This is a genomic window from Streptosporangium sp. NPDC006013 (assembly GCF_040614275.1).
In the GTDB taxonomy this organism is placed as follows: Bacteria; Actinomycetota; Actinomycetes; order Streptosporangiales; family Streptosporangiaceae; genus Streptosporangium.
Genome location: NZ_JBEXUE010000265.1, coordinates 1 through 14,112, shown reverse-complemented (window position 1 = coordinate 14,112; position 14,112 = coordinate 1). Strand labels below are relative to the sequence as shown.

Here is a 14,112-nt window from a genome sequence, read left to right as displayed (position 1 = left end):
GGGTGATCTCGCCCGCCTCGCTGGACGCGAGCGTGCGCGCCGCCGCGACGGCCGCGCTGAATCGTTACGAGTCGGTCTCCCGGTCGGCCCAGTCGTTGAGCGCCATGCCCGACAAGTAGAGGAACAAGGAGGCGACGGCCGGTCCGGGGGTGGCGGGTCGTCCTGCCGCCGCCGCACCGGCCATGGTGTCGCCGGGTACGGAAAGCGCGGCGGGTGCTCTGACCAGTTCGAGCAGCGCCCTCACGACAGTTCCTCGGCGAAGGCGCGCAGCTGGGCGTACTGCTCGGCGAGCCTGTGTTCATCCGTCGCCAGGGGATCCTTGAAGAAGTAACCGAGTTCGGGGAGCACACCGTGCCGGCCCTTCTCATGCGCCCGGGCGACCAGCCGGGCGAGATCGAGGACGAGGGGCGCGGCCAGCGCGGAGTCACAGCCCTGCCAGGTGAACTGGAAGGTCATCCGCACGCCGAGGAAACCCTCGAACGTGACGTGGTCCCAGGCGGTCTTCCACTCACCGAGGTCGGGGACGTAGTCGATGTGCGTCTGGCCGTCGATTCCCGCCCCGAGCACGCCGGTGACGGCCCGGTTCTTCGACATCTGCTTGCTCGCCCTGGCGTCCGGATTGGCGAGGGTGGCGCCGTCCCCTCCGCCGAGCAGGTTCAGGCCCGACCAGGAGCGCACCTGCAGCGCCCGGCCCGCGAACATGGGCGCCAGCGCGCTCTTGACCAGGGTCTCCCCGGTCTTGCCGTCCTGCCCCGCGTACGGCACGGCCTTCAAGGCGGACAGCTCCGCCAGCGCGGGCAGGGTCGGCCCGGTGGACGGGGTGAACTCGACATAGGCGCAGCCCGCGTGGAAGGCGGCGTATGCGTAGAGCGAGCTGGGAGGCAGGACCTCCGCCCCGCCCGCCAGCGCCTGCTCCAGGTCGGCCAGCCGCTCGAACTCGGGGCGCCACACGGCGGGGGGCTCGGTCGACGACACGTTGACCACGACGACGCGGTCCGCCCCGTGTCTCTCGCGGAACTCGACGAGATCGCGGATCAGGCGGGCGGCGGCCGCGCTCTGTGGAGCGTCGCCGGACGCATACCCCGGCCGGATCTCGGCCTCCGCGGTGGCCAGATCCTCGGCGAGCAGGGCGGGCAGGTGAGCCGGGATCACGCCTGCTTCGCTCAGCTGCTCGGCTCGTTTGCGCAGGGAGATCTCCGCCGTGTCGTGACCGCCGAAGACCATGTCGGCGAACGGCGGAAGCCTGCCGGGGAAGCCGGGGATGTCGGTGACGCAGCCGCGAGGAGGAGAGATCCCCGCCCTGAAGGCGGCGGCACCGACTATCGCGGTGGTCGCCACCGATCCTCGAGCACCGACCAGCCATACGCCGAACGTGGGCATTGCGACCTCCGAACAGTGGCGACTTTTGTCAGATACGCCCCATGTTTCGTGATGTTAAAGGCCAGTTTCGTCGACGGTCAATAATCAATATGTCGACTGTCGGCATAAGTTAAGCGGAGTTGGGTTGGTCGACGGCCTCGGGAGCCAAGACGTGTTCGATGACCATCGCGGCCGCGCCCATGACACCCGCACGGTCGCCGAGTTGGCTGGCGCGGATGCCGAGTCGTTGGGTGGCCAGGGGCGGCGAGCGAGCGTAGACCACCTCGCGAACGCCCGCCAGGAGATGCTCGCCTGCCTCGGCCAGATCGCCGCCGATCATGATGACCGCGGGATTGAAGAAGTTGACGATCGAGGCCAGCACGCCGCCGACCTCCCTGCCGCACTGTCGAACGAGTCGAATCGCCGGAGTGTTGCCCATCTTGACCAGCCGGACCACGTCGCGGCTGTCAAAGGCTTCGAGTCCCAGAATCCGCAGCTGGGCGGCCAGGGCCTCGCCGCCGGCGACGGCTTCGAGGTAGCCGCTGTTGCCGCAACGGCACAGCACCGGGTCGACGGCGGGCACCCGGATGTGGCCGATGTCGCCTGCGCTCCCCTGGGCGCCCCGGTGCAGGCGGCCTCCGGTGATGATCCCGCAGCCGATGCCCGTACCCATCTTCACGAAGACCAGATGGTCCGCATCGGGGTGGGCGGCCCAGTGCTCGCCCAGCGTCATGATGTTCACGTCGTTGTCGACGAGGACGGGGACGCCCAGACGGGTGCCGAACCAGCTCGGCACGGGGAAGCCGTTCCAGCCGGGCATGATCGGCGGACTGACCGTCTTCCCCGTTCCGTGCTCCACGGGGCCCGGCAGGCCGATCCCGACGCCGCACACCTCGGCGAATGTGTGACCGCACTCGGCGAGCAATTCGTGGAAGGCGTCGAGAACCCAGCTCAGCGTCGGCTCGGGGCCTCGGCTGATGGGCAGGTCGGTGGCACGTTCCGCCAGTATCGCGCCGCCGAGATCGGCCACCGCGACCCTGGCGTGGGTGACACCCAGGTCGGCGGCGAGCACCATCCGCGCGCTGCGGTTGAAGGCGTAGGCGGTGGTGGGCCTGCCGCCAGAGCGGGCCGCGTCGTCGGCGGCCACGATCAAGCCCTGGAGTAGCAGGGCATCGATCCGCTGGGACACAGTGGACCTTGCTAGACCGGTGAGTCGTACCAGCTCACTGCGGGTCCGTGCCTGTCCGTCACGCAGGAGCGAGAGCATCGTCCCTGCTCCGGGGCTACTCGGTAGGCCCTGAGTCACCTGTACTCCTTACGGTGATTACGAAGCGCCTTTATGTCGAACTGTACGATTGTTTTGCTTGACGCTCGTCATAAGTCGGATCTACGATCCCGAAACATGCAGGACATACCCTCGCAACTCGCCAAAAGACCCAGAGTCGGCATCGTGGGGACCGGCTTTATGGGCCGTGTGCATACCAGCTCGGCCCTTCTCGCCGGCGCGAAGATCGTTGGCGTTGCCGGGTCAAGAATCGAGCGGGCCCGTCAGCACGGCATCGGACGGGCCTTCCACTCCCCGGACGAGCTGATCGAGTCTGGCGAGATCGACGTGGTGCACATCTGCACCCCCAACCATCTGCACGCTCCGCTCACGCTCAAGGCGCTGGCCGCCGGGCTGGCGGTGATCTGTGAGAAGCCTCTGGCCACTGACGCGGAGACCGCCGAAATGCTGGCGGCCCACGCCGCTGAGGCGGGACTGGTCGCGACGGTGCCGTTCGTCTATCGCTTCCATGCGATGGCCCGCGAGGCAAGGCAGCGGATCGCACGTGGAGACCTGGGCAGGGCAGTGCTTGTCCAGGGCAGCTATCTGCAGGACTGGCTGCTGCGCCCCGAGGACGACAACTGGCGGGTCGATCCTGAGCTGGGCGGTCCCAGCCGCGTGTTCGCCGATATCGGGTCCCACTGGTGCGATCTCGCCGAATTCATCACGGGCGACCGCATCACCGAAGTGTCCGCGCAGACCGTCATCGTCCAGCAGGAACGGGCGGGCCACGCGCCGGTGATGACCGAGGACGTGGTCACCGTCCAGTTCCGCACCCGCGGCGGCGCGCTGGGGGCGGTCACGACAAGCCAGGTATCTCCCGGTAGGAAGAACCGGCTCTTCCTGGAGGTGTCCGGGACCGAGGAAAGCATCGCCTTCGACCAGGAGCAGCCCGAGCAGCTGTGGGTCGGCAGACGCGGCGGATCGCAGCTGCTCATGCGCGACCCCGAGACGCTCTCCCCGGCCGCCCTGCCGTACTCGTCGCTCCCCGCCGGGCACGCGCAGGGCTACCGCGACTGCTTCGACGCCTTCGTCGCCGACAGCTACGCCGCGCTGCGCGGCGAGCACCGTGACGGCCTGCCGACGTTCGAGGACGGGGCCCGTGCCGCGCGGATCTGCGCGGCCGTCCTCACCTCCGCGCGCACGGGGGAGTGGACCCCATGCTGACCATGACGGGCATCGGCAAGAGCTTCCTCGGCGTGCGGGTGCTGTCCGGCGTGGATCTCGAGGTCGAGGCGGGCGAGGTCCATGCGGTGATGGGGGAGAACGGGGCGGGCAAGTCCACCCTCATGAAGATCCTCGCCGGGGTGCACGCGCCGGACGAGGGCACGATCGAGATCGACGGGCGGCAGGTGTCCTTCGGCCACCCGGTCGAGGCGCAGCACAGTGGGGTCGCGATCGTCTACCAGGAGTTCAACCTCCTGCCCGAGCGCAGCGTGGCGGAGAACGTCTTCCTCGGCCGCGAACCCGCCCGCGTGGGCCTGGTCGACAGGACGGCCATGGAGACCGCCACCGAACGGCTCCTCGCCCAGCTCGGCGAGACGTCCTTCGGGCCCCGGGACCTGGTCAGGCGGCTGTCGGTGGCCCAGCAGCAGGTCGTCGAGATCCTCAAGGCCCTCTCGCTCAACGCCAGGATCGTGGTCATGGACGAACCGACGGCCGCCCTCGCCGAACATGAGGTCGAGCTTCTCTACCGGCTCGTCCGACGCCTGCAGGAGCGCGGCATCGCGGTCCTTTACATCTCCCACCGCCTGCGCGAGGTGTTCGACCTGGCCGACCGGGTGACCGTGCTCAAGGACGGCAAACGCGTCACGACGGTACCGATCGCCGACGTGTCCTCGGACGACCTGGTCAGGCTGATGGTCGGCCGCGACCTGGGCACCTACTTCCCGCCGCGCGCCACCGCCACCGGCCAGGTGCGGCTGCGCGTGACCGGCGGCGGCAACGACAAACTGCACGACATCGACCTGGAGTTGCGCGCGGGCGAGATCGTGGGCATCGCCGGGCTGCAGGGCTCGGGGCGCTCCGAGCTGGCCAAGGCGCTGTTCGGCGCCGAGCCGTTCACCAGGGGCGAGATGACACCGCGGCGCCCGCGCTCGGTCCGGGAAGGGGTGGCGGCGGGGATCGGCCTGGTCACCGAGGACCGCAAGGCCGAGGGGCTGGCCCTGCGCCAGTCGGTGCGCGACAACGCGCTGCTGGTGTCCCGCGCGATGGGCCGTCGCCACCAGAACGGGCTGAGCGAGTTGCTGGAGCGGGTACGGCTCACGCCGCCGCGCCAGGACCAGGAGGTCCGCTACCTGTCCGGCGGCAACCAGCAGAAGGTCGTGCTCGCCAAGTGGATGACGGCCGCCCCCACTGTGCTGCTGTTCGACGAGCCCACCCGCGGCGTGGACGTCGGCGCCAAGGCCGCGATCCACGACCTGATGCGCCGGCTCGCCGAGGACGGCATGGCGATCATGATGATCTCCTCCGAACTGCCCGAGCTGATCGGCATGAGCGACCGCATCGTGGTCCTGCGAGACGGCCGTGTCATCGGCACTCTCCCCGCAGCTCCCACGGAGGAGGCCATCATGCGGCTGGCCGCAGACGAGGTGGCGTCATGATCGAGAGCGAGCGGATCAAAGCCGCGTCCTCACGTGTCCTGCCCCTTCTGCGAACAGGCGGCTCAAGCCCGGCCAGAGTCGTGTTCCTGGCGCTGGCCGGAGTGGTCCTCATCGGCTGGGTGCTGGTCGCGGCGCGCGGCGGGCAGTTCCTCACGGCAGAGAACCTCGTCAGCGTGCAACAGCGCTCGGCCGCGCTCGGGATCGTCGCGATCGGCCAGACGCTCGCCATCCTGGCCGGCTCGCTCGACCTTTCCGTCGCCTACCTGATCAGCCTCACCTCGCTGGTGGCGGCCGAGACCATGGCCGGTCTCGACGGCAACATCCCGTTGGCCGTCGCCGCCGTCATCGGAATCAGCGCCGCCGTGGGGCTGCTCAACGGGGTCGTGATCACCAAGCTGCACGTACATCCGTTCATCGCCACCCTCGGCGTCGCGCTGATCCTCAAGGGCGTGCTCGATCACCTCTATGACGGCCCGGCCGGGAAGGTGCCCGAGTCGTTCCAGCATCTCGGCTACGACCGGATCGGCCCGATCCCGGTCTCGGCGATGCTCTGGGCGGCGGTCGCGGTCGCCGCCTGGTTCCTGCTCCGGCGTACCACGCTGGGCTACCGGATCTACGCGGTGGGCGGCGATCAGGAGGTCGCCCGCCTGTCCGGGGTACGGACCGACCGCATCGTGATCGTCACGCACGTGCTCTGCTCACTGTGCGCCGGGATCGCCGGGCTGCTGCTGGCGAGCAGGCTCGGCGCCGGCGCCCCCACGGTCGGCACCGACGGCGGATACGACCTGGAGTCGATCGCCGCGGTGGTTCTCGGCGGCGCCGCGCTGGCGGGCGGCCGGGGCGGGGTCGGCGGCACGGTCGGCGGCGTGTTGCTGCTGGCCACGCTGGACAGCGTCTTCAACCAGCTCGAGGTCGACTCCTTCTTCAAGGACGTGGTGCGGGGCGTGGTCATCGTGACCGCCGTGGCGATCTATGCCAGGCGCAGGCAGGGGAGGCGGGCATGAAACGAACGCTGCCGATCTTCGGAGTGCTGGCCGTACTGCTGGTCGCCATCGCCGTGGTCAACCCCTTCTTCCTGGAACCCGCAGGATTCCTTGGCTTCGCCAAGCGCGCCGCGCCGCTGGTGATCCTGGCAGCCGGCCAGTACTTCGTGATCGTCTCCGGGGAGTTCGACCTGTCGGTCGGCTCCCTGGTGACCGCCGAGGTGGTCATCGCCGCCCGCCTCATCGACGGCGACGAATCGGCCACCTGGCCCGTCATCGCCCTGCTGATCCTGCTCGGCCTCCTCGTCGGCCTGGTCAACGGCGCCGTGACGACCCTGCTGAAGGTGCCGTCCTTCATCACCACGCTCGGCATGATGCTCATCCTGTCCGGTGCGGTCTTCCTGTGGACGGGGGGTGCGCCGCGCGGAGCGCTCTCGCCGGGGTTCCGCGAGTTCGGGCGGGGCAGCCTCGGCCCGATTCCCTGGTCGGTGTTGATCCTGCTGGCCGTCGGGGTGGCCGCCTTCGCGCTGATGCGGGCCAACTTCGGCAAGACGCTGATGGCCACCGGCGACAACGAGCGCGCGGCGGCCCTGTCCGGGGTGCGGGTCGCCCGGGCCAGGATCCTCGCCTTCATGCTCTCCGGCCTGGCCGCCGCGGTCGCCGGGGTCCTGCTCGGAGGTTTCGCGGGTGTCTCCGCCCAGGTCGGACAGGGACTGGAGTTCCAGGCGATCACGGCGGTCGTCCTCGGCGGCGTGGTCCTCGGCGGTGGACGCGGGTCGGTGGTCGCCGCGATGGCCGGCGCGCTCACCCTGGAGGCACTGTTCACCCTGCTCAACCTGTACGGGATCTCGGGGGCGTTGGAGTTCACCGTGCAGGGGGTCATCATCATCGCGGCCGTCGCGGTCGGAGCCGTACGGCTGCCTTTCAAACTCAGGGCAAGCACCTGAACACCCCCCCGAGAAATATGTAAGAAGGAGACCCCTATGTTGCGTCGCCGGCCCGTAGTAGCCGTACTTTCCGCGGCGGCTCTGGTGTCGTTCACCGCCGCCTGCGCAAGCGACAAGCCGGCCACGCCGGTCGGTCAGTCCTCGGCCCCGGGTGCCACCGCGTCATCGGCTGCCCCGGCCGGTGCGGGGACCGGAGAACAGTCCAAGTTCTTCGTCCAATCCGACTACGACGCCCAGCTCGCCATGCGCGCGCAGACCCCGGAAGGGCCTGCGGACAAGCCGTGGGAACAGGCCATCGCGCCGCAGATGACCTCCACCGCCACGTACAAGAAGGACGGGCCGTACGAGATCTGCTTCTCCAACGCGGCGGTCAACAACCCCTGGCGGCAGGTCGGGTGGAAGACCATGCAGGCCGAGGCGGCGACGCACAAGGAGATCTCCAAGCTCACCGCGCTCGACGCCGAGGGCAAGGACGACAAGCAGATCTCCGACATCGCCGAGTTGCAGGCCAAGGGCTGTGACGCGCTGATCGTCTCGCCGAACACGACGGCGACGCTCACCCCTGCCGTCAAGGGCGCCTGCGAGGCCAAGGTCCCGGTCATCGTCTTCGACCGCGGTGTGGAGACCGACTGCCCGGTGACGTTCATCAAGCCGATCGGCGGCTACGCCTTCGGCGCCGACGCCGCCGAGTTCCTCATCGAGAAGGTCCCCGCCGGCGGCAAGATCCTCGCGCTGCGCATCCTGCCCGGCGTGGACGTGCTGGAGACTCGCTGGTCGGCGGCGAAGGTCGCCTTCGACAACAGCGAGGTCGAGGTGGTCGGCGTCGAGTTCACCGATGGCGACGCGGCCAAGACCAAGAGCATCGTCAGCGACTACATCCAGCGCTACGGCAAGATCGACGGCGTCTGGATGGACGCGGGCGCGACCGCGGTGGCCGCGATCGAGGCGTTCGAGGACGCCGGGCTGCCGGTGCCGCCGATCAACGGCGAGGACCAGCAGGACTTCCTGCAGAAGTGGAAGGACGGCAACCTCACCGCCGTCGCCCCCACCTACCCCACCTACCAGTGGCGCACTCCGATCATCGCCGCGCTGAAGATCCTCAAGGGTGAGGAGGTGCCCAAGCTCTGGAACCTTCCCCAGCCCAAGATCACCTCGGCCAGCCTCGACACCTACCTCCAGCCGAACATGCCGCCCCTGCACTACGCCCTGTGCGGCTGCGAGACCATGCCGGGCTTCCCCGAGAACTGGGGCGGTAAGAAGGGGTGAACGAATGTTCCCTGTTGGAGTGAACACCTGGGTGTGGGTATCGCCGCTGACGGACGATGACCTGGAACACCTTGTGCCGAAGGTCGCCGCCTGGGGGTTCGACGTCATCGAGCTGCCGGTCGAGCAGCCCGGTGACTGGGACCCCAAGCGGGGGGCGGCGCTCCTGGCCGAGCATGGGCTGGCCGCGTCGGTGGTGCTGGTCATGCCGCCCGGGCGGGAACTCGTGGCGGCCTCGGCGGAGGTGGTGGCGGGCACCCAGGACTACCTTCGTCACTGCGTCGACGTCGCAGCGGCCGTCGGATCACCCGTGATCGGCGGCCCCGCCTACGCCTCCGTCGGCCGGACCTGGCGGATGTCCCCCGGCGAGCGCCGGGACGCCTACGCGGAACTGCGGAAGAACCTGGCGCCCGTGGCCGAGTACGCGGGCGAGCGCGGCGTGCGGATCGCCGTCGAGCCGCTCAACCGTTACGAGACCAGCCTGATCAACACCGTCGAACAAGCACTGGAGGCGCTGCCTGACAATTGCGACCTGGCATTGGACATCTACCACATGAACATCGAGGAGAAGGACCCGGCGCAGGCCGTACGCGCCGCGGCGGGCCGGATCGCACACGTGCAGGTGTGCGGCACCGACCGGGGCGCCCCGGGCGCCGATCGCTTCGACTGGGCCGCCTTCACCCGGGCCCTGCGTGAAACCGACTACACAGGGCCCCTGGTCATCGAGTCCTTCACCGCGCACAACCAGACGATCGCCACCGCGGCCTCCATCTGGCGGCCGCTGGCCCCGACCCAGGACGCCCTCGCTGTTGACGGGCTCGCGTTCCTGACAACCCTCTGATCTCTCACCCCTGTCCGGGGCTCGTCGTTCGCAGCGAGCCCCGGCAGGGCTGCCCACGGTAGAGAGAACGCGGTAGAGAAACATCACACATCCCCCCCGGAGATCCGCCATGCGTCGATTTCTTGCTGCCCTCATCCTTCCGATCCTGCTGACGTTAATGGGAACAGGCCCCGCCTCCGCCTCCGCCTCCGCCCGCCATGAGACCTTTCGGGCGCTGTTGTTCACCAAGGCCGTCGGGTATGTGCACACCTCGATCCCGGCCGGCGTCCAGATGGTCAAGGAACTGGCCGCGGACAACCATTTCGCGGTGGTCGAGACCGCCGACTCCAGCGCCTTCAACGACGCGAACCTGGCCACGTTCGACGTGGTGATCATGCTGCAGAACTCCGGCATGGTCTGGGAGAACGACGAGCAGCGCCAGGCACTGCAGAAGTACGTCCGCTCCGGCAAGGGCGTCGTCGGCATCCACAACGCCCTCGACATGGGGATCGAGAACGACTTCCCCTGGTGGGACGACCTGGTCAACGGCGGCGCCCACATGCCCGCCCACTCGCCGGGCGTGCTGCAGGGCACCGCCAAGGTCATCGACCGGGTCCACCCCTCCACCAAGAACCTGCCCCATCGGTGGCAGCGGCCCGAGGAGTGGTACAACTTCGCGCCCAACCCCCGCGGCAACGTGCACGTCCTGGTGACCGCGGATGAGACCACCTACAACCCCGGTGGCTCGGCCATGGGAGCCGACCATCCGATCTCCTGGTGCCGCAAGGCCGAGGGCGGCAAGGTGTGGGCGACGGCCATGGGACACGACGCCGCCTCCTACAGCGAGGCGCCCTTCCGTGAGCACGTGCTCGGGGGTGTCAAGTGGGCCGCCGGCGCCGAGGAAGGCGACTGCGGCGGCACGGTGAACAGCAGCTTCGAGAAGGTCACGCTCGACGACAACACCGCCGACCCGATGGAGCTGGACGTGGCCGCCGACGGCCGGGTCTTCTACGTCCAGCGCAAGGGCGAGATCAAGATCCACAAGCCCGACACCCACAGCACGGTCACCGCCGCCACGCTCAGCGTCTACACCGGCGGCGAGGACGGCCTGGTCGGCATGGAACTCGACCCGAAGTTCGCCGAGAACGGCTGGATATACCTCTACTGGTCGCCTGCGGACAGCACCGAGGACGTCAACCGGCTCTCCCGCTTCACCGTGAGCGGCGACTCCATCGACCTGTCCACCGAGAAGAAGATCCTTGAGGTGCCCGCCTACCGGCAGCGGACCTACCCCGAGCCCGGTCACACCGGGGGCGCGGTGGAGTTCGGGCCCGACGGCACCCTTTATCTGAGCACCGGCGACGACGTCCCGCCGAACCTGTCGCCCGACTGGCAGGGATATGCGCCCATCGACTGGCGGCCGGGACAGCAGATGCTGGATGCCGCCCGTACCTCGGGCAACACCAACGACCTGCGCGGCAAGATCCTGCGCATCAAGCCGAAGGCCGATGGCGGCTACGACATCCCCGAGGGCAACCTGTTCTCGCCCGGCACCGCCAAGACCAGGCCCGAGATCTACGCCATGGGCTTTCGCAACCCGTTCAGGTTCACCGTGGACGCCAAGACCGGGTACGTCCACGTGGCCGACTACGGCCCCGACCGGGGCGGCGCGACGACCGATCGCGGTCCCGAGGGCCTGGTGGAGTACAACGTCATCAAACAGGCCGGCAACTTCGGCTGGCCGTTCTGCCACGGTGACAACCAGCCCTACGCGCCCTACAACCCCGACACCAAGGTGGCCGGACCCAAGTTCGACTGCGCCAACCCCGTCAACGACTCACCCAACAACACCGGGCTGACCGAGTTGCCGCCGATCCAAAAGCCCGTCATGTGGTACGGCTACGGCACCTCGCCGAAATTCCCCGAGCTCGGCTCCGGCGGCTCCGCCCCGATGAGCGGCCCGGTCTACCGCTTTGACGCCGACAGCACCTCCGAGACCAAGTTCCCGGCCTACTTCGACGGGGTGAACTTCTTCTACGAGTGGTCGCGCCACTACATCAAGGAGATCCACCTCGACGGCGACGACCAGGTACTGAAGATCAACAGCTTCCTGCCGAACCAGACCTTCCTCAAGCCGATGGACATGACCTTCGGCCGCGACGGCTCGTTGTACCTGCTGGAATGGGGCAACTCCTTCGGCGGCGGCAACAACGACTCGGGCCTGTACCGCATCGACTACTCCGCAGGCGCCCGGTCGCCGATCGCCAAGGCCAAGGCGTCCCGCACCGACGGTCCCGCCCCGCTCACCGTCGACTTCGACAGTGCCGGCAGCCTCGACCCCGACGGCGACCCGATCGAGTTCGCCTGGGACTTCGACGGGGACGGCACCTTCGACGCCACCGGTGCCACGGCGAGCCACACCTACTCCTCGGCCGGTCGGTTCACCGCCCAGCTCAAGGTGACCGACGTCACCGGCAAGGAGGGGTTCGCCAACGTGCTGATCACGGTGGGCAACACCTCCCCCACCGTCACCATCGAGATGCCGCTGAACGGAACTCTGATCGAGTTCGGCCAGGACGTGCCGTACAAGGTCAAGGTCACCGACCCCGAGGACGGCACGATCGACTGCTCCAAGGTGCTGGTGGCCCCGGCGCTTGGACACGACGACCACGAGCACGAGACCATCGAGATCCCCGGGTGCGAGGGCACCATCTCGACCAGCGACATCGGCGGACACCCTGAGGGAGCCAACCTCTACTACGCCATCAACGCGCACTACACCGACAAGGGCGACAACCCGCTCACCGGTTACGCCAAGGCGGTCCTGCAGCCCCGGCACAAGCAGGCCGAGTACTTCACGGCGAGCTCCGGCATCCGGGTCATCGACCAGTCCGGCGCGGAGAGCGGCAAGCGCATCGGTGACATCAGCAACAACGACTGGATCGCCTTCACCCCGATGGACCTGAACGGGGTAACCGCAGTCAGCTACCGCCTGTCCAGCCCGTCCGGCGGAGGCTCGGTGGAACTGCGCGCCGACTCGCCCACCGGCACGCTGCTGGCCACCACCCCCGTTCCCAACACGGGGGACTGGAACAACTACCAGATGACGCTCGCGGTCCCGGTCAAGTCCGACGTCCGCAGTAAGACGCTCTACGTCGTCTTCAAGAACAGCCAGAACAACGCCTTCGACCTGGACGCCATCCAGTTCACCGGCGAAAACACCGGTCCCCGGCTGGAGCCGGGCAACTACACGATCACGGCCAAGCACAGCGGCAAGAACGTCACGCCGACCGGCGACGCCGACAACGCCAAGATCGTCCAGAACAGCGCGACACAGGGCCCCGAACAGAAGTGGGAGGCCATCGCGCTCTCGGACGGCAGCTTCCAGTTCAAGAACCTCAAGAGCGGCAAGTGCCTGGACGTGCCCGGCACCCCGGTGGGCACCCAGCTCCTCCAATGGACCTGCCACGCCACCTCCGTCCCCGACCAGGTCAACCAGCGGTTCAACCTCGTCGCGACCGGCGATCACTACCGGATCAGCTCGGCCAGGACCGGCCTGTGCCTCGGCGTCAGCGGCGGATCCCAGGCCGACGGCGGCGCGCTCATCCAATGGAACTGCCTTGACGTCGACGACCAGAGGTTCAGGTTCACCCCAGCCGCCGGCGCCGACAAGACACCGCCCGTGACCACGGCCAAGGCCGCCCAGCCGAACGGCAAGGATGGTTGGTACACCTCCGGGCCCGTCGAGGTCTCACTGACCGCCGTCGACGACGCCTCCGACGTGGCCGCCACCGAGTATCGCCTTGACAGCGGCGTCTGGACCCCCTACACCGAGACGGTCCTGGTCAGCGGCGACGGAATGCGTGAACTCGAGTACCGATCTCGCGACGGAGCGGGCAACGTCGAGGAAGCTCGCCTACTCACCCTGAAGATCGACACCAGTGCTCCGCAGACGACCGCGTCGTTCGCCGCGCCAAACAACGCGGGCTGGAACAAGGGCGATGTGCCGGTTCTCCTGACCTCGCAGGATGCCGCCTCAGGGGTCGCCCGTATCGAATACTCCCTCGATCAGGCGGACTGGAAGGCCTACGCCAATCAGCCCGTGGTGGTCAGTGGGGACGGTCAGCACGAGGTGCGCTACCGGGCCGTCGACACCGCCGGCACCACCGAACAGGAGAAGGCCGCCGTCCTCAAGATCGACGGAACTAACCCGACTCTGATGGTGTCCGGTGTCGCGGACGGCGAGGTGTACGGCGACTCCCAGGACCTGCGCATCACCTGGCAGGCCGTGGACAGCACCTCCGGCGTGAAGACGATGTCGGGCACGCTCGACAGCGCTGCCCTCACGTCCGGCTCGGTGCTGCCGCTGTTCACCCAGACCCTGGCAAGCCACACGGTCATGGTCGCCGCAGACGACAACGCGGGTAACTCGACCACGACGAACGTGCGGTTCAGCATCACCACCTCCATGCGGGACATGCAGAACCTGATCGACAGGTTCCGTGCCACCAACTGGCTGTCCGTGACCGCACACAGTGCGCTGACCAAGGAGCTGACCAAGGCCCGCAAGGCGGAGTCGTCGGGCAAGGACGCCAAGGCTCTCCGTCAGCTGGCCAATTTCAAGAACTTGCTGGCCGACCAGCAGCTGGTGCCGAGGACCGACGTCCGCGACACCTTGACCCGCGACGCCGACAAGGTGATCACAACCATCAATTGAGAACGCCCCTGGTCGTAAGAGGCACCGGGCTACACTGCGCGACAACATAGCCCCACCTCCTCAGCACGCATGGCCGTGCCCTCTCCCCGGCGGGGG

Annotated in this window: 9 protein-coding genes and 1 pseudogene; 7 read left to right on the top strand and 3 right to left on the bottom strand. The window is 68.3% G+C overall.

The genetic code is table 11. From position 1 onward, the window contains the following. Nucleotides 1-67: 67 nt before the first annotated feature. The 3 genes and pseudogenes from ABZ260_RS32000 to ABZ260_RS31990 form a co-directional block, all read right to left on the bottom strand. A pseudogene (locus tag ABZ260_RS32000) lies at nucleotides 68-244 on the bottom strand (4-hydroxybenzoate polyprenyltransferase); the annotation flags it as partial. Beyond that, the gene (locus tag ABZ260_RS31995; RefSeq protein ID WP_355625264.1) at nucleotides 241-1,380 is read right to left on the bottom strand and encodes an inositol-3-phosphate synthase; all 1,140 of its coding nucleotides are present in this window, start codon (nucleotides 1,378-1,380) and stop codon (nucleotides 241-243) included. The pseudogene ABZ260_RS32000 and the gene ABZ260_RS31995, both read right to left, overlap by 4 nt. Before the next feature lie 109 nt (nucleotides 1,381-1,489). Then, a complete protein-coding gene (locus tag ABZ260_RS31990; protein ID WP_355625262.1) occupies nucleotides 1,490-2,548 on the bottom strand; it encodes an ROK family protein in 1,059 nt (352 codons plus the stop codon). 213 nt (nucleotides 2,549-2,761) lie between these two features. On the opposite strand from ABZ260_RS31990, the gene ABZ260_RS31985 reads away from it, so the two are divergent. From ABZ260_RS31985 to ABZ260_RS31955, 7 genes are all read left to right on the top strand, one after another. Next, nucleotides 2,762-3,850, top strand: a complete 1,089-nt coding sequence (locus ABZ260_RS31985; RefSeq protein ID WP_355625260.1) for a Gfo/Idh/MocA family oxidoreductase — start codon at nucleotides 2,762-2,764, stop codon at nucleotides 3,848-3,850. Further along, complete coding sequence (locus ABZ260_RS31980) at nucleotides 3,844-5,286, top strand: sugar ABC transporter ATP-binding protein (RefSeq protein ID WP_355625258.1); 1,443 nt, start codon at nucleotides 3,844-3,846, stop codon at nucleotides 5,284-5,286. The genes ABZ260_RS31985 and ABZ260_RS31980 overlap by 7 nt, the downstream gene beginning before the upstream one ends. Then, complete coding sequence (locus ABZ260_RS31975) at nucleotides 5,283-6,290, top strand: ABC transporter permease (protein WP_355625256.1); 1,008 nt, start codon at nucleotides 5,283-5,285, stop codon at nucleotides 6,288-6,290. The genes ABZ260_RS31980 and ABZ260_RS31975 overlap by 4 nt, the downstream gene beginning before the upstream one ends. Further along, nucleotides 6,287-7,216, top strand: coding sequence for an ABC transporter permease (locus ABZ260_RS31970; RefSeq protein ID WP_355625254.1), 930 nt, complete (start codon nucleotides 6,287-6,289; stop codon nucleotides 7,214-7,216). Before ABZ260_RS31975 ends, ABZ260_RS31970 begins: the two co-directional genes overlap by 4 nt. 36 nt (nucleotides 7,217-7,252) lie before the next feature. Beyond that, entirely contained in the window at nucleotides 7,253-8,482 is a 1,230-nt protein-coding gene (locus ABZ260_RS31965) for an ABC transporter substrate-binding protein (RefSeq protein ID WP_355625252.1), read from the top strand. Between the two features lie 4 nt (nucleotides 8,483-8,486). Then, nucleotides 8,487-9,320, top strand: a complete 834-nt coding sequence (locus ABZ260_RS31960; protein ID WP_355625250.1) for a sugar phosphate isomerase/epimerase family protein — start codon at nucleotides 8,487-8,489, stop codon at nucleotides 9,318-9,320. Between the two features lie 157 nt (nucleotides 9,321-9,477). Continuing rightward, entirely contained in the window at nucleotides 9,478-14,016 is a 4,539-nt protein-coding gene (locus ABZ260_RS31955) for a ThuA domain-containing protein (RefSeq protein WP_355625248.1), read from the top strand. Nucleotides 14,017-14,112 lie beyond the last annotated feature (96 nt).